This is a genomic window from Streptomyces ficellus (genome assembly GCF_009739905.1).
Taxonomy (GTDB): Bacteria; Actinomycetota; Actinomycetes; order Streptomycetales; family Streptomycetaceae; genus Streptomyces; species Streptomyces ficellus_A.
Map to the genome: position 1 here is coordinate 7,035,752 of NZ_CP034279.1, position 18,791 is coordinate 7,054,542.

At 75.0% G+C, this 18,791-nt stretch carries 10 protein-coding genes; 3 read left to right on the forward strand and 7 right to left on the reverse strand.

What is annotated here, in order from left to right; genetic code table 11:
• Positions 1-14 precede the first annotated feature (14 nt).
• The 5 genes from EIZ62_RS31650 to EIZ62_RS31670 all read right to left on the reverse strand — a co-directional run bounded on the left by EIZ62_RS31650 (position 15) and on the right by EIZ62_RS31670 (position 14,949).
• Positions 15-1,250 (reverse strand): glycosyltransferase, encoded by a 1,236-nt coding sequence (locus EIZ62_RS31650; protein ID WP_156696085.1) that lies wholly within the window; start codon positions 1,248-1,250, stop codon positions 15-17.
• Entirely contained in the window at positions 1,247-2,116 is an 870-nt protein-coding gene (locus tag EIZ62_RS31655) for an alpha/beta fold hydrolase (protein ID WP_156696086.1), read from the reverse strand. Before EIZ62_RS31655 ends, EIZ62_RS31650 begins: the two co-directional genes overlap by 4 nt.
• Positions 2,113-2,445 (reverse strand): acyl carrier protein, encoded by a 333-nt coding sequence (locus tag EIZ62_RS31660; protein WP_156696087.1) that lies wholly within the window; start codon positions 2,443-2,445, stop codon positions 2,113-2,115. Before EIZ62_RS31660 ends, EIZ62_RS31655 begins: the two co-directional genes overlap by 4 nt.
• A complete protein-coding gene (locus EIZ62_RS31665) occupies positions 2,442-7,496 on the reverse strand; it encodes a type I polyketide synthase (protein WP_156696709.1) in 5,055 nt (1,684 codons plus the stop codon). The genes EIZ62_RS31660 and EIZ62_RS31665 overlap by 4 nt, the downstream gene beginning before the upstream one ends.
• Positions 7,497-7,641: 145 nt before the next feature.
• A complete protein-coding gene (locus tag EIZ62_RS31670; protein ID WP_156696088.1) occupies positions 7,642-14,949 on the reverse strand; it encodes a type I polyketide synthase in 7,308 nt (2,435 codons plus the stop codon).
• A 779-nt stretch (positions 14,950-15,728) separates the two neighbouring features.
• On the opposite strand from EIZ62_RS31670, the gene EIZ62_RS31675 reads away from it, so the two are divergent.
• The gene (locus EIZ62_RS31675; RefSeq protein ID WP_156696089.1) at positions 15,729-15,980 is read left to right on the forward strand and encodes a hypothetical protein; all 252 of its coding nucleotides are present in this window, start codon (positions 15,729-15,731) and stop codon (positions 15,978-15,980) included.
• Positions 15,981-16,081: 101 nt separating this feature from the next.
• A complete protein-coding gene (locus EIZ62_RS31680; protein WP_156696090.1) occupies positions 16,082-16,510 on the forward strand; it encodes a VOC family protein in 429 nt (142 codons plus the stop codon).
• Between the two features lie 59 nt (positions 16,511-16,569).
• Here EIZ62_RS31680 and EIZ62_RS31685 read toward each other — a convergent pair whose 3' ends face one another.
• The gene (locus EIZ62_RS31685) at positions 16,570-17,295 is read right to left on the reverse strand and encodes a hypothetical protein (RefSeq protein ID WP_156696091.1); all 726 of its coding nucleotides are present in this window, start codon (positions 17,293-17,295) and stop codon (positions 16,570-16,572) included.
• Between the two features lie 306 nt (positions 17,296-17,601).
• On the opposite strand from EIZ62_RS31685, the gene EIZ62_RS31690 reads away from it, so the two are divergent.
• A complete protein-coding gene (locus tag EIZ62_RS31690) occupies positions 17,602-18,030 on the forward strand; it encodes an SRPBCC family protein (protein ID WP_156696092.1) in 429 nt (142 codons plus the stop codon).
• Between the two features lie 47 nt (positions 18,031-18,077).
• On the opposite strand, the gene EIZ62_RS31695 is transcribed toward EIZ62_RS31690, so the two are convergent.
• Complete coding sequence (locus EIZ62_RS31695) at positions 18,078-18,758, reverse strand: TetR/AcrR family transcriptional regulator (RefSeq protein WP_156696093.1); 681 nt, start codon at positions 18,756-18,758, stop codon at positions 18,078-18,080.
• Positions 18,759-18,791 lie beyond the last annotated feature (33 nt).

The following is an 18,791-nucleotide window of genomic DNA, read 5'->3' on the forward strand; positions in this document are numbered from 1 at the left end:
GCGCGGTGCGGTGCTCATACCTGGTCCTCCTGCCGTGCCAGCCGTTCGAGATGGTCCGCCGCGGCGCTCGCGCCCCCCGCCGCACGGAAGGCCGCGGAGACCTTCGCGGCGGCCGCCCGGACGTACGGCTCGTCCAGTACGGTGTCCAGCGCCTTGCCGATGACGGGGGCGGTGGCCCGCCCGAAGCGGATCCGCACCCCCGCCCCGGCGTCCGCCACTTGTGCGGCTATCACCGGCTGATCGTCCCGGATCGGCGCCACGACCAGGGGTACGCCGTGCCACAGCGCCTCGCACACCGTGTTGTGACCCGCGTGGCACACCACCGCAGCGGCGCGCTCCAGCAGGTCGAGCTGCGGGAGGAGGGGCACCGCGATGACGTCGTCCGAATCGTCCGTACGCCCGCCGCCGAGCGCGCCCTCCGGGTCGGCCACCACGGCCTGTACCCGCCCGGCCCGGGCCCGTACGGCGTGCGCCGCCTCCACGAGGAACCGCCTCCCCGCGTCGGCGTTCGCGGTCCCGAGCGTCACCAGCACCAGGGACCGGCCCGGGTCCAGCCGGTGCCAGGGGAACGCGGCGAGGCGCGGCCGGGCGGCCAGCGAAGGGCCGACCCAGCGGATCCGGTCGCCCCCGCGTGCGGCAGGCCCGGCCAGTTCGGGCGTGGTGAACGCGAGCACGAGGTGCGGGGAGAACCGGGGGTCGCCGGTGCCGCCCGGGCGCCCGATGCGGTCGCGGAGGTCGCGCAGCAGCCTGTCGTTCCAGGCTGCGACCCGTGGCATCGAGGCGAGCGCGTCCGCGAACTCCGCCGAGGTCGTCGCCGACGTGGCCCACGGCAGGCCCGAAGCCTCGGCCACCAGCGCTCCGGCGAGGGCCTGCTGGTCGGCGACGACCACGTCCGGCCGCAGGGCGTCGACCGCCCGCCGCACCCCGGGCGCCATCGCCTCGGCGAGCGGGACCAGGAAACGCTCCCACAGGAAGCGCAGCGCCTCTGGACCGCGCAGGTCCGGCGACCGCACGGCCTCCGGCGCCGGCGCCGACTCCGGGCCGACCGGCTGACCCGAGTCTTCGGGTCCTCCCGGTCCTCCCGACCCGCACGGATGGACCGTCGCGTCCGGCCCGGCCAGACGGCGGACGAGCGCGGGTTCACCCGCCCAGGCCACCCGGTGGCCACGGGAGGTGAGCGCGGACGCCACCCCGACGAGCGGGTTGATGTGCCCGACCAGTGGCGGCACCACGAACAGGAAGGAACTCACCGCGAGCCCACCTCCGGCCCGGTCAGGCAGCCGGACACGGTCGGTGCCGGCTGCTCCGCGCGCCGCGTTCCCGGCGGGACGTGCCGGCCGACCCAGTCGAGCACCGCGTCCCGTACGCGTCCGGGCGCCTCCACCAGCACCGAGTGCCGCAGGCCCGGCACCACCTCGGTGGTGCAGCGCGGCAGCAGCGCGCGCAGCCGGGGCGCCTGTTCGGCGAGGTCCGACTCGGCCCCGTACAGCGCGAGGACGGGACAGCGGATGGCGCGGATCTGCGCGTCGTCGAGCACCGGACTGGCCGGGATGTCCCGGGCGATGGTGGTGTCCCTGACCAGCCGCCCGGCGGACTTGGCCAGGCGGGCGGTGTGGTCACCCTGGTGAGCGGCGATCCAGTCCAGCGCGGCGCTCTCGTCGCGGCTCATCTCATGGTGGACCCGCTCCAGCAGCCGGGCCAGTTTGGCCGCCCACGCGGCCGTGGCGGGCTCCGACTCGACGACCACCAGGCTCGCCACCGCGTCCGGGCGCCGCAGGGCGTACGCGAAGGCGACCGTCCCGCCGTAGGAGTTGCCCACCAGATGGACCGGCCCGGGGACGTCGAGCGCGGTGAGCAGGGCGTCCAGGTCGTCGGTGAAGGCGTCGAGCCCGTATCCGGACGCGGGACGTGCGCTGCGGCCGTGTCCCCGGTGGTCGTACATGACCACGTCCAGCCCGGCGGCCGCGAAGGCCGGGGCAACGGTGAAGTAGTAGCTCGCCAGGCTGTCGGTGAGCAGGCCGTGGACCAGCACCACGGTGGCCCGTGCCGGACCGCCGTCCGCGGGCGAGAGGCGCTGCACGTGCAGCCGGACGCGGCCGGTGTCCACGACGGTCATCGGGGCCGCGCCGCGTCCGGGGCCTTGAGGCAGAGGCAGATGTGCTCGACCAGCCGGCCCACGTCCAGCTCGATGATCTCCTCCAGCTCCATGTCCGCCACGAACTCGGCGAAGTTGACCGCCCGGCCGTAGCGCTCCTCCAGCAGCCCGGCGAGCGTGACCAGGTCGATGCTCTCCAGTTCGAGGTCCCTGCCGAAGCGGGTCCTCATCGTGACCTCGCCCTCCTGCAACGCGTATCCCCCCAGCACCTGCTGGATCATGTCGGTGAGTTCCGCGAGCACCTCCGCCTCGTCGGCGCCCTCGGACACGCCGGGCCGGCTGGTCGTCACGACTCGTCCCCCTCGTCATGGTCGGTGCCCGGGCCCGGCGGTTCCGGATCCGGGCCGGTCGTCCACGCCACCACGTACGCGCGCGGTGGCAGTCCCGGCGGATTGGCGACCTCTGCGCAACGGACCTGGTACACCCGAGCCGGTGCGTCCGTCGCGTGCGCTGCGTATGCCGCGTGCGCCGCGTCCGGAACGTCATGTACGTCCGGCACGTCCGGTGTGCGCGGCCGCTGGACGCGGACCGTCAGCCGGTCCGGCTCCGCCGCCGTCACCGCGAAGTCCCTGGGCCGGCCCGCGAAGCCGGTGCCCTCCGCCTTGGCGACGGCCTCCTTGGCCGCCCAGAAACGGGTGAACCACAGCTCGGGCGGCTCGCCCGAGTCGGCCTGACACACTGCCAGGAGCGAGCGCTCGTCCTCGCCGAGCGCGGTGGCGACGGTGGCCTCGTCCGGCACGGTGATCTCCTCGATGTCGATCCCCGGCCCCGTCCGGTACGCCCGAGCGTCGCCCCCACCCGTCCCCTCCGGCGGTCGCGCCGGACGGACCAGGGCGACACCGGCCTCGGCGCGGTGCGCCAGCGACACCTCCAGCGGAGGCAGCGTACGGCCGTGCCTGCCGGTGACCCCGGGCCGTCCCGACGGCTCGTTGACGACCATGAGTTCGGCCGGGAAGACCGGCCCCTCCCCGGCGTCCCACAGCAGGCGGCGCACGGCGTCCTTCGCGGCGATCCGGCCCAGCAGCCACTGCCGGCGGCCGCGCGGCGGCCTGGCGGCGTACGCGGCACGCTCCGGTCCGCCCAGCGCGTTGCGCATGATCAGCTCCCGCGAGGCCAGGTCGGGCCAGCGTTCGAACACCAGGGACCAGCCACCCGGCCCGGTCACCGACAGGGTGTTGCGCTCGGGGAAGCGTTCCACGGGCCGGGTGTGCGGATCGTTGTCGAAGCGCCGGTCCTGCCAGCCGGACAGTTCCGCCCACACCCGGCCGGCCACGGTGAGGACCGCATCGGCCTCCAGGACCGTGTCCGTCAGGGACACGATCCGCACCAGGCACTCCACCGGCGTGCCGGGCCGCGGGTGCGGGCCGAAGAAGCGCATCCGCCGCATCCGCACCGGAAACACAACGGTCCTGTCGGCGCGGGTCGCCATGATCCAGTAACCGAGGACTTGGCCGACGTTGTCCAGCAGCGCGCCGGGAGCGGGCGGAGTGGTGAGGGTCGCGCGCACGTGCCGGTCGCCGATCGCGGAGAGGCTGGTCATGCCCTGGAAGGCCGGGCCGTGGAACATCCAGCGTTCGCGGTAGACCTGTTCGGCCGTGTGGTCGGGCACCCGCTCCGACGAGGGGTCCGGCGGCGCCGGCGGCAGCGGCGCCCCGGGGTGGCGGGCGGCCAGCTCCACCACCGCGCGCGCGTGCGGACCGAACGACACCGCCACCCGGTCCGGCGCGCACCGGGTGACGGCGACCGGGACGGCCACCGGCTCGGCCGCGGTCAGCCACCGGTCGAAGCACGCGTCGTGCACCGCCACGGCCACCTGCCCGGGTACGGCCCGTTCCGCCGCCGCCATCAGGTGCGCCACGATCGTCGTCGCCGGCACCACCGGCCAACGGTCCGTGACGTCCGGCCAGTTCGCCCGCTGCGGAAAGAAGCAGTGGTCCAGCAGATACGGCATGTCCTCCACCGCGACGCGCACCGTCTCGTGCCGCGTGGGGCCTCCGTCCGGCCGGACCGCCGCCGCCCCGTTCCCGGGACGCGCGGCGGGCGCGGCAGGCTCGGGCCCCGGCGGCACCAGCGCCATCCGGCCCGGCCCGTCGCGCCGGTCGTGCCCGTGGGCGAGCGGCGTAGGTGTTCCTGTCGGTTGGTGTACGGGCACGCTCGACCGCGCGGCGGCGAGCAGCGTGGCGGCGGCCTGCGCGGTCTCCTCCAGCAGTGCCGCCAACTCCGCCGCGACGGGACCGGTGGCCGCTGCCGGGTGCGCGGGGCCGGCCGGAGGTGTGCCGACGGACACGTGAGCGGTCCGGTGGACGGTGCCGGGCGTCCCCCCAGGACCCGCAGGTTGAGGCGAGTCACCCGGACCGGCCGCAGGGACGTCGGCAGCCAGGCGGATGGCGTCCGGCCCGGTGGACACCGCGGCGGGGGAGGGGACCGGTGTCAGGGGCGGACGGGCCGACGGCGGCAGGGTCACCAGTGCGCCGTCCAGGTCGAGCCGGACGGGACGCCCCGCCCGCGCCCCGGGCCGCGTGCCGTGAGGCCGGGCACGCCCGGACGCGTCGGCGAACGGGGCCCCCGGCGTGTGGGGCCCTGGGACGCCGGACGCGATACCCGACGTGTCGGCTGCCCGCACGCCGGGCGCGTCGGCCGTCGCGACGCCGTACGCGTCCGGAGCCTCGACGGCCCGCGGGCTGGTCGGGGCGCCGGCCGTCCACAGGGCGGTGGCCGCACGCCGTAGCTGGGCCAGTCCCTCGCGCTGCGCGGAGTTGGCGGCCACCACCAGGTGGTCCCGCCCGGCCAGCGTGTCCCCCACGAGGGAACCGAGCTGCCCGGGGCCCGCCTGGACGAAGACGCGGAACCCCGCCTCGTACAACGCCTCGGTCAGCCCGCGGAAGCGGACCGGTTCGAGCAGGTGGCGTACGAACAGCTCCCGGACGCCCGCCTCGTCGTCCGGATACGGCGCCCCCGTCGTGGCGGACCAGACGGGGGTGTGCGGGGTGCGCAGCGGCAGCCGTTCGGCGGCCTGCCGGAACGGCCCGAGGCACGGCGCGAGCATCGGCGTGTGGAAGCCGGAGCGGAACGGCAGCGTGCGTACCAGTATCCCCTCGGCGCGCAAACCGGCAGCGAACCGCTCCACCGCCGTGGGCGGTCCGCAGACCATGGACTGGTTGGGCGCGTTGTCGTGCGAGACGACCACATCCGGGTGGTTCCCCGCGGCCAGCAGCCCGGCCACCCGTCCGGCGGGCGCGCCGACGGCCGCGTACGCCAGGTCGGCCGCCCGGACGGTCTCCGGGTCGAGGGCGGCCATGAACGCGTCCACCGCCTCCTCCTCGTACAGCCCGCCCGCGGCCATCGCCGTCCACTCCCCGACGCTGTGTCCGGCGACCGCGTCCGGGACGACGCCGATGCGGCGCAGCGCCGTGTCCATCAGTCGGCCGACGGCGACGACACCGAGCCCGTGCCGGCCCAACCCGCCCGGCCCGGCCAACCCGCCCGGTCCGGCCTGGCCCTCAGGACCCTGGTCGCGGTGGGTCTCGGGTCCGGCAGGCGGGCGCGACAGGCCGAACCGGGCGGCGACGTCGTCGACCCGCGGAGCGAACCCGGCCTCCAGACCAGGGAACAGGAAGGCCGTCCTGCCGGTCTCGGCCGCGCCGGCACCGAGCAGCGGCCGCGGCCGGAACCAGACGTCGCCGCGCCCGTGCCAGGGTTCGCCCTGGGCCAGGGCCCGCCGGGCGAGGGCGAGCCGCTTGGGGGTGGGGCCGACGACGCCCAGCCGTACCGGCCCGGCGTCCGCGTCGGCCGGACGCTCGTCCACTCCTCCTGACGCCGCATGCGCGTCCAGAAGGCCGGCGAGGGCGTCGGGCGTCGCCGCGGCCAGGAGCAGCACCCGCTCGGGCTCCTGAACGACTGCCCGATGCGCGGCCCGCCCCCGAGCCTGTTCCGGGGCCTGTTCGAGGACGACGTGCGCGTTGATCCCGCCGAAACCGAACGCGTTGACCGCCGCCCGGCGCGGCGCGCCGTCCGCCCCGTTCGCCCCGGCCGCCTCCCAGGGGGCCGCCCGTGCCAGCGGCCGGAAACGGGTCTCGGCCAGCGCCGGATGCGGGTCCTCGCAGTGCAGCGTCGGCAGCAGTACGCCGTGGTGGACGGCGAGCGCAGCCTTGACGAGACCGGCGACCCCGGCGGCGGGCATGGCGTGCCCGATCATGGACTTCACCGAACCGATCACGGGCCGGTGCTCCGGCCGCCCGGCGTCGCCGTCACCCGTCGCCGGTCCGAACACCGCGCGTATGGTGGCCAGTTCGGCGGAGTCGCCCGCCGGGGTGGCCGTACCGTGCGCCTCCAGCAGCCCCAGGGAGCCGGGCGCCGCGGGATCCAGCCCGGCGGCCCGCCAGGCCGCCCGCACCGCTCGTGCCTGCCCGGCCGGGTCGGGGTTCACCAGGCTGGAGGTACGGCCGTCGCTGCTGATCCCGGTGCCGCGGATCACCGCGTACACCCGGTCGCCGTCGCGCTGCGCGTCGGCCAGGCGCTTGAGCACCACCACACCCGTGCCCTCACCGATGAGGAGCCCGTCGGCCCCGCGGTGGAAGGGACGGATCCGCTCGCTGGGGGACAGGGCGCGCAACTGCGAGAACACACTCCACAGGGTGATGTCGTGGCAGTGGTGCACGCCCCCGGCCAGCATCAGGTCACACCGGCCGGCGGTCAGCTCGGCGACCGCCTGGTCCACGGCCAGCAGCGACGACGCGCACGCGGCGTCCACCGTGTACGCGGGCCCCCGCAGGTCGAGACGGTTGGCGACCCGGGACGCGACGAGGTTGGGCACCAGGCCGATGGCGTCCTCCGGCCGGTCGGGACCGAGGCGTTCGGTGAACGCCGCCCGCACCCGTTCCAGCTGGTCCGGATCCAGGCCGGGAACCAGTTCGCCGAGGGTGTGCACCAACTGGCGGGCGGTGCGCACCCGTTGGTCCAGGCGGGCCAGACCGGGCGTGAGGTACCCGCCCCGCCCGAGCACGATGCCGGTACGGTCGCGGTCCGGCAGCCGGTCGGTGCCCCCCGCGTCGGCCAGCGCGTTCGCGGCCACGTGGAGCGCGATCAGCTGGTCCGGCTCGGTACCGGGTACGGAGTGCGGCATCACGCCCAGGCGGGTGACGTCCACCTCGGCGACCGCGTCGACGAACGCGCCCCGCCGGCAGTAGACCCGGTCGGCCGCCGCCGGCTCCGCCGCGCTCCCCGGCCGGTAGTAGGCGGCGTCCCAGCGTCCGGGCGGGACCTCACCGATGACGTCGACGCCCGCGCACAGGTTGCGCCAGTAGGCGGCCAGGTCGGGAGCGCCCGGCAGCAGCACGGCCATGCCGGTGATGGCCACCGGGACGGCGGCGGTGCGGCCCTGGCGCGTGCCGGCGGAGGTGCCGCCTCCGTACGCGGGGGCGGTGGCGCCGGGCCCGTACGGGATGGCGGGGGTGCCGCCTCCGTGTGACGACGCGGGACGGCTCACCTCACCACTCCGAGGCGGTCAGGACGACGGCACGTTCCGCCGGGTCGCCCCAGGCCAGCTCCCGCAACAGGGCCAGGGCGCCCTCCTCCGGATCGATCAGGCGGACTCCGCGCCGGGCGTAGTGGCGGGCCAGCTCCGGGCCGACCATGCCGCCGTGGTCCTCCGAGGGCGCCCACGGCCCCCAGTGCACGGTCAGCGCCCGCCGCCCGGTGCGGGCCGCCCAGGCGGCGCCGTACGCCTCCAGCGCGTCGTTGGCCGCCGCGTAGTCGGCCTGGCCCCGGCTGCCGAGGACGGCCGCCACACTGCCGAACAGGACGACGAAGGAGGGGAGTTCGGCCGCCGGCAACTGCTCCACCGCCGTGAGCAGCGCGGCCGCGCTCTCCGTCTTGGTGCCGTGGACGCTACGGAAGGACGCCTCCGACTTGTCCTCGATCAGCCGGTCCTCGATCACCCCGGCGGCGTGGATCACCCCGTCGACGCGGCCGTGCTCGGCGTGGATCTCCTTGACGGCCTGGAGCACGGCCGCCGCGTCGCGGCAGTCGGTACCGCGGTACCCGGCCCGGCCGCCGGACGCCCGTACGGCTTCCAGCGTCGCGCTCACCTCCCGCTGGGCCAGTACCAGGTCGGCGGCACGGTCCACCGCGGCCGGCGAGTCGTGGCGCCCGGTCTCGGCGAGCACCCGGCGCAGTGCGGCGCGGTCGCGTGCGGCGGCGGTCACCGGGTCCTCCGGCCCGGTGGGCAGCGGCGTACGGCCGAGGAGCTCGATCCGGCACCGCGCGGCGGCCGCCAGCACGGTCACGCACCGCGCGGTGATCCCACGGGCCCCGCCGGCGACGACCACGACGCTGTCGCGGTCCAGCCCCAGGGCCAGCGCCTCCGCGGCGCCCTCGCCGGCCGGGCCCGCGCCGGTACCCGCGAGCGGGCCGAGCGGTGCCTCGACGAGCCGCGGCACGAAGCGTCCGCCGGGCGCGCGCACCACGACGGGCTCGGGCTCGGAGCCGTCCGTGGGCAGTTCCTCCAGCAGCGCGGCCGCCGCTCCGGCCGGCCCGTCCGCTCCACCGGGATCGAGCGCGACGCAGCGCACCACGACGCCGGGGTACTCGCGGGCGGCGGTCCGTATCAGCCCGTCCGTCCCGGCCGCCCTGGCGCCGTGCCCCGCCTCCCGGACGACCAGCAGACGACCCGGGGCACCCCGCAGGGCATCCCGTACGACGCGGAACCCGGCCGGCAGGAACGGCGGCCCGTCGTCCTCGCCGAGTGCGCCCAGCACGACGACGCCGTCCGTACGCCCCTCCGCCACGCCCGCCAGGTCCTCGTCGGCCGTCACCACCTGCGCGCCCCGCACGGCGAGCAGCGCCCGCAGCTCCGCGGCGGTCCCGCGCCGGTCCCCGGCACCGTCGCCGAGCAGTACCCACCGGGTGCCGGTGAGGTCCGCCCCCGCACCGGCGGTGCTCGCCGCCGCGGTGCGCACCACCCGGTACCGCCTCGGGGCGGTCACAACCAGCTCGTCGGCCTCCGTTCCGGCTCCCGGCGACGCGGTTCCCGAGTCCGGTGCGACGGTGGGTCTCGCGCCGCTGGGTACGTGGTTCCTCGCAGGACTTGTACGGACCGGGGCCGCGAATGGGGCGGGCCGTTCCTCGGGCGGTCCTGCGAGCGGGGCGTAGGCCGTCGCGCGGGTCACCAGCCACCGGGCGATCTCCGACGCCGTCCGCGCCCGTGTCAGTTCCTCCAGCTCGGCGTCGTCCAGCGCCGCCGGCAGGGAGCCGCCCGAACCGCCGAGCCGGCGCGCCAGTTCGCCCGCGATCTCGGCCCGCTTGATCGAGTCGACGCTCAGGTCGGCCTCCAGGTCGAGCCCCGGCTCGACCATGTCCAGGGGATAGCCGGTGCGTTCGCTGATCAGCTCAAGTACGGCCGACAGCACCGATTCCTCGGTGAGGCCCACCGACTCGGACCCGGGCTCGGCAACGTGTGCGGCGGCCGGTTCCGGCTCCGGTTCCGGCACGGGCATCGATGGCTGCACCGGGACAGGTGCCGGCACCTGTGCAGGCATCTGAGTCCGCATCTGCGCCTGCGTCCGCATCTGCGCCTGCGCCGGCGCTGGTGCCGGCGACGACGCCGTCCCGCCCGGCACGCCGCCGAAGTAGGCCAGCAGGACGTCGCGCTGCGCGGCGATCATCTCGCGGCTGCTGCGCAGGAATTCGGCGATCAGCGCGTCCGGCGCGCCGGATGACGCGTCACCGGATGCCGCTGCACCGTACGGCGCCTCACCGGGGGGTGTCGTCACGGGGGCCTCCACTCGTCGGGCGGGCGCGAGGGCGCCGGCCAGCGGTTCGCCGGAGGCGGTACGGACGAGGTGTCCGTCCACGGTCCAGCCGGGCGTGCGGGTGCGCGGGGTGGCGGCGCGGTCGATGTCGACGGCGTCCCGCCCGCGGAACATCCAGTCGTTCACCACCGGCAGCCCGGCGACCGCCAGCCGGGCGAGAGCGTCGAGAAGGCCGGCCAGACCGCTGCCGACGCGCGGTTCGCACGCGGCGACCTGGTGCGGCCTCTCACCCAGGACGTCCGCGACGAGCCGCGTCAGCACCCTTCCGGGCCCGACCTCGACGAAGGTCCTGGCCCCGGCGTCGTACATCGCCTCGATCTGCGCCGCGAACCGCACCGGCGCCCCGATCTGCGCGGCGAGTTCCTCCCGCACCTCCTGCGGGCCGGCCGCGTAGGGGCGGGCGGTACGGTTGGCCCACACCGGGAACTCCGCTTCGTACAGCGGCTGTTCCTCCAGGACCCGGCCGAAGTCGGGACCCGCCGCGGCCACGACCGGGCTGTGGAAGGCGCACGCCACCGGCAGCCGCTTCACACCGAGACCGGCGTCCCGCAACCGGCGTACCGCGGTCTCCACCCCCTGCGTCGGTCCCGACAGGACGCTCTGCCGCGGGGCGTTGTGATTGGCGACCACCAGCCCGTCCGGCAGCGGCGGGCCGCCCAGCACCCGCTCGACGTCCTCCGGCGCGGCGGCCACCGCCGCCATGGCGCCGGGGTCGTCACCGGCGGCGTCCAGAATGGCCGTGGCGCGGGCGGCACTCAGCCGCGGCAGGTCCCCGGGGTCGATGACACCCGCGGCGCACAGGGCGACCAGCTCGCCGTAGCTGTGGCCGGCGGCCATGTCGGGTCGTATCCCGCAGCGGGTGAGCACGTCGTACGCCGCCAGCTCCACCATGCCGAGGGCCGGCTGCGCGGCCCGTGTGTCGGTGAGGGCCCGCCGCGCCTCCTCGCGGCCGGCGTCGTCGAAGGCGGCGGGCGGGTACAGCGCCCGGACGGCCCGGGCGGCCCGCGCGTCGTCCGCGTCGGTGGCGAGCAGCCGGCCGAGGTCGGGGAAGGTGGTGAAGAGGTGGGCCGACATCCCGGGCCGCTGGCTGCCCTGACCGGGGAAGAGGAACGCGGTACGCCCGTCCGGCTCCGCCCCTCCCTCGGCCGCCAGGTACACGCCGGCCCCCGCACCCGAACCCGTACCAGTACCTCTGTCCGCGCCCGCCCCCGCGGACGTCCCCGCGCCCGGCCCTCCGTCTGCCTCCGCTTCGACGGTCGGTTCCACGGCCGCGCGCAGCCGCCGGCACAGGTCCTCCGTGTCGGTGGCCACGAAGGCGATCCGGACGGGCCCGCGTGCCCGCGCGGCGCGGTGGGACGCGGTCGCGGCCAGGTCGCGCAGCCGCCACGGGGCGTCACCGCCGACGGCCGCCGTGGCCAGGTCCAGCAGACCGGCGGCGGCGCGGCGGGCGGACGCCGGGTCGGCGCCCCGGAACAGGAACAGCTCGGCGGGCCACGCGTCCCGGGAGTGCGCGGGCGGCGGACCGTCCCCCGCGTGGGCGGCCAGCACGGCGTGGAAGTTGGTGCCGCCGAAGCCGAAGGCGCTGACCCCCGCGTACCTCCGCTCGGGGGCGGCCGTCCAGGGCAGGGCCTCCCGGTGGAAGACGAAGGGGCTGTCACCGTTTCGCCAGGCGGAGTTCGGCCGCTCGAGGTGCAGGGTGGGCGGACGCACTCCGGTGTACAGGGCGAGTGCGGTCTTGATGAGCCCGGCCAGTCCCGCCGCGCACTTCGTGTGCCCGATCTGGGACTTCACCGATCCGAGCACACAGCTCCCGCGGCGGGCACCCGCCTCGGTGAAGAGGTCCGTGAGGACCGCCAGTTCGGTGCGGTCGCCGACCACGGTGCCGGTGCCGTGCGCCTCCACCAGACCGACCTCGGCGGGGGAGACGCCGGCGCTCCGGTAGGCACGGTCCAGGGCGGCCCGCTGGCCCTCCGGCCGTGGCGCGGTCAGGCCGAGGGAGCGGCCGTCGCTGGACGCGCCGACGCCCTTGATGACCGCGTACACCCGGTCCCCGTCCCGCTCGGCGTCCGCGAGACGCTTGAGGACGACGCAGGCGACGCCCTCCCCGAGGGCGATCCCATCGGCGGACCGGTCGAAGGCGCGGGAGCGGCCGGTCGGGGACAGGGCGTGCACGGAGGTGAAGAGGGCGTAGTCATTGATGCCGTTGTGCAGGTCGGCGCCACCGCACAGCATGACGTCGCTGGTGCCCAGGACGAGTTCCTTGCAGGCCACGTCCACGGCCGCCAGCGAGGAGGCGCAGGCGGCGTCCACGGTGTAGTTGGGGCCGCGCAGGTCGAGACGGTTGGCCACCCGGCCGGCGACGACGTTGGCGAGCAGCCCGGGGAAGGTGTCCTCGGTGAGCCGGGGCAGTTGCTCGTCCAGACCGGCGGGCACGTGCCCGTAGTAGGAGGGCAGGACGGCGCGCAGGGTGGAGGCGTTGGACAGGTCGCTTCCGGCCTCGGCGCCGAACACCACACCGGTCCGCGTACGGTCGAAGGCGCGGCCGTACTCGCCGTATCCGGCGTCCTCCAGGGCGCGCCGGGACGCTTCGAGCGCGAGCAGCTGGACGGGCTCGATGCTGCCCAGAGACGCCGGTGGAATGCCGTAGCGCAGCGGGTCGAACGGGATGCGTGGCAGGAACCCGCCCCACCGGGACGAGCTGGCCGCAGCGGCGCCGTCCGGACCGGCGGCGCAGTGCACGGCGGGATCCCACCGCTCCCGGGGCACTTCGGTCACGGCGTCACGGCCGTCCAGCACCTGCGCCCAGTAGGCGGCCAGGTCGGGCGCCTGGGGAAACATGCAGGCCATGCCGACGACGGCCACGTCGAGCGGAGCGGCCACCGGGACGCCGCCCTCGGCCCGCTCGGTGCCCCGCACCGACCTCGCGGGGGCGTGTGACACCGCCTCCACGGCGCCCTGAACCGCGGCCCCGCCAGCGCCCCGCGACGCGTCCCGGGCGCGCAGGGCGGCGCGCCTCCGGTCGAGGAAGGCGGCGGCCTCGTCGGTGACGGCCGTGTGGAGGGCGGCGACGGTGGTGGTGGCATCGCGCAGCACCGCCACCTCCCCGGCCATGAACATCCCCTCGGCGTACTGCCGTTCCTCGTCCACCGGGACGGGCGCGCCGGGTCCCGTACGCTCGACGCCCTTGCTCGCCAGCCGCAGCCGGCCGACGTTCAGGCGCTCGAGCCGCTCCCAGACCTCGCGGTCGCCGAGGCCCTGCGCCCGCAGGTTGGCCGCCAGGTCGTGGAAACCGTCGCTGAACGGGCTCGGTACGCATCGTGTGGCGTGCCCGGGAGCGGTGTGCAGCAGTGTGGTGGCTTCGGCGGCCAGCACCTGCCGCTGGAACAGCGGCCGTACCGCGCCGTGGTCGACGGCCTCCCGGGTGAACAGATACGCGGTGCCCATCAGCACGCCGACCGCGCACCCGCGGGCGGTGAGAGGTGTGGCCAGGGCGGCGACCATCGCCGCCGAACGGGCGTCGTGCACGCCGCCCGCGAAGAACACCTCGATGTGGGGCGCGGCGTCGGGATCGTCCCTCAGGTGGTCGAGCAGGACTCCGGTCTGCGCCTCCCAGAGCGGGAAGCTGTTGCGGGGTCCGACGTGGCCCCCGCATTCGGCACCTTCGAACACGAACCGGCGCGCGCCCTGCCCGAGGTACTGGCGCAGCAGCCCGGGGGAGGGCACGTGCAGGAAGGTCCGTATGCCGTCCGCCTCGAGCGCCCGTGCCTGCGAGGGCCGGCCCCCGGCGATGACGGCGTGCGTGGGCCGGTGCGCGCGTACCGCGTCGAGTTGTGCCGTACGGGTGTCCTCCGGCGCGAAGCCGAGGATCCCCACGCCCCAGGGGCGGCCGTCGAGCGCGGTCGCCGCCTCGGCGAGCAGGGCGTCGGCCTGTTCCCGGCCGGCGAGGGCCAGGGCGAGGAAGGGCAGGGCGCCGGCGTCGGAGACCGCGCGGGCGAAGCCGGCCCCGTCGCTCACCCGGGTCATCGGGCCCTGTGCGACGGGCAGGGGTGTGCCGAGCGCCCGGCTCATGGGCGATCCGGTACCCAGGCCGCGGGCGGCGGTGCCGTCCCCGGTCGCGGCCACGACGGCTTCGGTGACGGCGCGGACGGCACCGGCCGCGTCCCCGTACCGGTCGGCGAAGTCGGCGGCGAGGAAGGCGTCCTGCCCGACGGGCAGCAGCCGGCTGTCCGGGTCCCGCCCGCCGAGCAGGGCCGCGATCTCGCCCTCAGGCAGTTCGGCGACCGGCGGGCCGCCCGGCCCGGGGCGGTGCAGGAAGCGGTGGCCGCCCATTACCGTGGTCTCCGAGCCGTCCAGGGAACGCAGGACCGCCCGGACGGATGCGGGGAGCGCCGACTCCGCGAGGAGGGCCAGCTGGGTGTCGAGCACCACCCCGGCGGCTCCGCCGACGACCGCGGCGGCGGCCGTGCCCGGCGCCATGCCCCCGCAGGCCCACACCGGCGGCCCGTCGGGGAACGGGCCGAGCACGTCGAGGAGCTGCTGCAGCAGTACGAAGGTGCTCAGTTCGCCGATCCGGCCGCCGCACTCGCTGCCCCGGGCGATCAGGCCGTGCGCGCCGTCGGCCAGGGCGGCCCGGGCCTCCGCCAGTCCGGTGACCTCGGCCAGCACGCGGACACCTGGCGGCAGGTCACCGGTTCGCACAGCGGCCCCGGCGCCCAGGAGCACGGTACGGGGGCCGCCGCGGCCGCCGAGCAGACCGGCCGTGTCCTCGGGGCGTAACCGGCAGTGTGGCCCGATCCGCACTCCGTACCGACCGGGGAGCCACCCCCGCAGATCGCCGAGCGCGGCTCGGGCGGCCCGGTCCCCGTTTCCGAGGTCCAGGACGCCGAGTCCGCCGCCACGGGTGATGGCGGCCGCGAGACGGGCGTCCGGATCGCCGAAGGGGGTCAGTCCGATGACCGGATTCAGGACGTGCGCTGCCGACGTCATAATTCTCCGAATGTGCGATGGCGTTGCCCGGAGGGGGATTCCGGCCATGACAAAGGCCGCGGGAAGCACAAGGTCGCGCAAACCCGAACGACAGTTCGGGCCTTTCGGTGAACGTAGCGAAAGTAGCGCCAAGTTACTGAAGGGTCAACGCTGCGTCCCTGATCCGAGGGCGGCGACCGCGGCCACGCTCGCGGTGCCGGGTGGCTGTCCCGTCCGAAAGGCGGTGGCTGAACCCGCAGTTCCGCGAGGTGCCGCCGGTGGACGAATGACGCATGAATGGCGCACGAACGACGTCCCGAACGACGTCCTGAATGCCGCCTTGAATGACGCCTCGAATAGGGCCTGACCGGTGTCGGAATGGCGCGATGAAGAGGGTGATGAATGGCGTGAACCAGGCGAGCGCCACCACGTGCGGCAGGTGCGGAAAACAGGACGGTACTGGTCAGTAGCATCGGCTGGCCGGCCGCGGCTCCCGCGGCCCGCCACCACTGGTGTCCGGTTCTGGTCGGGCAAGGAATCAGCCGTACGCGGCGGTCCTCACCGCGCCGCTGCCACCTCGCACCTGTGCGAAACGTCCCTCTCCCGCCCCACCCGCCTTTCACGTCACCCGCGTACCGGCGCCTCATCTCGACCGGTACCAAAACGGGTGTCCGACCTCCGCCTGCCGGCGCTCTGCCGGCGCTCGCGGTCATGCCTTTGGCATGAGGCAAGGTAGCGATTGGGTGTCAGCGTGCCGCGCTCGCATTGCCCGGCGCCGGGTCCTTCCGTTGAACCTGGGCATGCAGCCCTTTCACTTCGCGGTCCTGGACGCCGTCTCGTGGCGCGAGGCCGACGACCCCTGCCCGCACTGCGCTGCCCTCCTGCCCTCCGGTGAACCGGGCGGGAAGGCGAACGAGAAGCCGCCCACCGCGCGGTCCCACCGGGTGGCCGCCCCCATCACCGGGGAACGCGCACCCGCCGTGCGCATGGTCATGATCGCCTGGTTCACCGCCACCACGGTGCTGTCGGTCGTCCTGACCCTGACCCGGTGACGGCTGCCGTCGCCGCCGCTGCCGACTCCCGGAGGGCGCCGAGCTGCGGGCGAGGGAAAACCCGGAGGAACGGACCGGCAGCCCCCTGCTAGGGTGCGCCGGTGCCGGCGATCAGGAAGTTTCAGGTCACCTTCGACTGCGCGGAACCGGAGCGCCTCGCTCGTTTCTGGTGCGAGGTGTTGGGATACGTCGTACCGCCACCACCGGCGGGGTTCGACACGTGGGACGACTATCAGCGCTCGCTTCCGCCCGAGGAGCGGGATGCGTGGTTCGCTTGCACGGATCCCTCAGGAGTGGGCCCGCGACTGTACTTCCAGCGCGTCCCCGAAGGGAAGGCCGCCAAGAACCGGCTGCATCTCGACGTGCGGGTCGGGACCGGCCTCGTGGGGGAGGAGCGCCTGGCTGCCCTTGAGGCCGAACGCGCGCGGCTGGTCCCGCTCGGCGCCGTCCATGTGCGGACCCTGTACGACGGCAATGACGCGTGCATCCCGATGCTGGACATCGAGGGCAACGAGTTCTGCATCGACTGAAGCCCCCCGCGCCCCGCGGCCGCCGCGAGCCTCCGAGGTTCGGGGGAGCAGGAGCCTCGTCAGTCGCCCGCCACCACGGTGAAGGTCGCGGTGGCGCTGCCCTTCTCGCCCCAGTCGGTGGTGACGTCGGCCGTCAGGCGGTAACCGCCGACTTCGTCCAGGCTGTCACCGAAGTTGAACAAGGTGACGCCCGGAGGCCGGCAGCGATCGCTGGTCTCGGTCTGTACGACGGTGTCACCCCGGCTGAGGATCCACTGGACGTAGCAACCGGTGTCAATGCGGCCGGCACGGTCGTACACCTTGGTGTTGGCCCCCGGAGTGGCGCCGCGCCGGTAGGTGGCGGGGCCGACCTTGCCGCGGGTGCCCATGTCGATCGACACGTTCAGCGGGCCGGAGTGCCCGGTGTCGAGGGCCTCGGGTTCCTCCGGGAGGTCGGGCTCCTCCCGGGCCCCGTCGTCCGCCGGGGCCCCACGGCCCCCCGGGTCGTCAGCGGCCGGCGGATCGGGCTGCGAAGTCGCCTGTGCGGGCTCGTCGTTGGCGGGCGCGCGGTCCCCGGGCGGTGGGTACGTCGCGGCCGGGGCGTCCGGACGGGGAGCCGTGTCCGACGGCACGGGCGGTGCCGCGTCCTGCTGGGCGCCAGGGACGTCCGCTCGGCTCGGCGTGTTGAAGAAGGTGCTCCAGTACGGCGGGACCAGGCCGAACACCGCCACCACCAGGCCCAGTACGCCGAGCACCATCATCGTGGTCGCCCAGGTCTTGCCGGCGGAGGAATTCTCCGATGCCATAACGGCTCCCTCGCTCACGCCCCCGCGCACGGTGCCCTTGAGCCCCGCCCGCCAGGAGCCGCGCCGTCTCCGGCCCTCCACCCTGCCGACCGGACCACCAGTCTAGGAGCAGCCGGGCACGTCGGACGCGGTTCGCGGAAACTGGGGCTCAGCACGCCGGATGAGCCTCGCGTCGCCCGGATGGAGGCACCTGTCGCGTACGCCGCGCTGTCCCGCATCAGCCGGGGACGTGCGGGTAGAAGGGCGGCACTGTCGCCGGTCGGAGCCGCAGGGCATCCGAGTCATCTCAGAAGGGAAGTCACTCCCATGTCATCCTCGCTGGTCGAAACAGTGGACACGCAGGCGCCCGTCTCCCTGATCTGGCAGCTGTGGAGCGACGTCACGAAGTGGCCGCGGTTCCTCACCCACGTCCAGCGGGTCGACCGGATCGACGAGCGCCGGTTCACGTGGTGGCTGGCCCTGCCCGGGGCCGACAAGTACTTCACCGCCGAGCTGACCGAGGTCGTCCCGGAGGAGCGCATCGCCTGGAAGGCGACGGCCGGTACCCAGCACGCCGGTGTCGTGACCTTCCACCGGCTGAGTGACACCACCAGCCGTGTCACCATCCAGCTCGAGTACGAGCCCGAGGGCTTCGTCGAGCACCTCGCGGCCCTGACCAACCTGGACAGGACGGTGGCCAACTACGACCTGGGACAGTTCCAGCGGATGGCCGAGGAACTCGCCGCACAGTCCTGACCGTGCCGGACGGCACCGCTCGACGCTCAGCAAGGCGTACATCCGGCTCAGGTGTCGACGTCGGAGGTGGCCAGGAGGGTGCGGCCGGCTGCGAAGAGGCGTGCGCAGCGTTGGGTCATGGCTTCCGGGGACTCTTCGGGATGGTTGACCCACCAGCGGACGAGGGCGCTGCACAGGCCGCGCCAGGCGTACTTCAGGGCGTCGGCGTCGAGCGGGTCGCGGGTTCCCGCCGCCTGGAGGGCGTCGGCGCCGAGCGGTTCCTCGGTTCCCGCGGTCTGTAGGAGGCCGGCGGTGCCAAGGGCCGCGAGGTCGTCGATGGCGCTGCGGTAGTGGGCCGCGCGTTGTGCCGCCTCGCTGCCGGGCGGCAGTGTGGCGTCGTACAGGACGAACCACGCCGTGCGCTGCGCGTCCAGGGCGGTGAACAGGGCGTGCAGGACGCGCAGGGCGGTGGGTGGCGAGCCGGTGCCGTGCTCGGCCATCGCGGCACGTAGGGCGTCCAGCAGCCGGTCGCCGATGGGGGTGAGGCAGGCGAGGTAGAGGTCCTGCTTGCTGCCGAAGTACTGGTGCAACAGGGGCTTGGTGACGCCGACTCGGGCGGCGACGACGGTCATGGTGGTGGCCTCGAAACCGTGCCGGCCGAACTCCTCGGTGGCTGCGGCCAGCACCTGCTGTTCGCGTGCGGCTCGGGGGACGCCTTTGGTGCCGGCCCTGGACGGGAGTGTTGTCATGAGCGCGATATTACCCTAAGGTAAATTACCGTT

Coding starts and splice junctions, on each gene's coding strand:
- EIZ62_RS31675 (WP_156696089.1), top strand. CDS start 15,729: ATGCAGCCCTTTCACTTCGCGGTCCTGGACGCCGTCTCGTGGCGCGAG.
- EIZ62_RS31695 (WP_156696093.1), bottom strand. CDS start 18,758: ATGACAACACTCCCGTCCAGGGCCGGCACCAAAGGCGTCCCCCGAGCC.
- EIZ62_RS31690 (WP_156696092.1), top strand. CDS start 17,602: ATGTCATCCTCGCTGGTCGAAACAGTGGACACGCAGGCGCCCGTCTCC.
- EIZ62_RS31665 (WP_156696709.1), bottom strand. CDS start 7,496: ATGGCCGTGCTGCTGCCGGGCGCTCCCGACCTGGCCGCCTACTGGCGC.
- EIZ62_RS31685 (WP_156696091.1), bottom strand. CDS start 17,295: ATGGCATCGGAGAATTCCTCCGCCGGCAAGACCTGGGCGACCACGATG.
- EIZ62_RS31655 (WP_156696086.1), bottom strand. CDS start 2,116: ATGACCGTCGTGGACACCGGCCGCGTCCGGCTGCACGTGCAGCGCCTC.
- EIZ62_RS31670 (WP_156696088.1), bottom strand. CDS start 14,949: ATGACGTCGGCAGCGCACGTCCTGAATCCGGTCATCGGACTGACCCCC.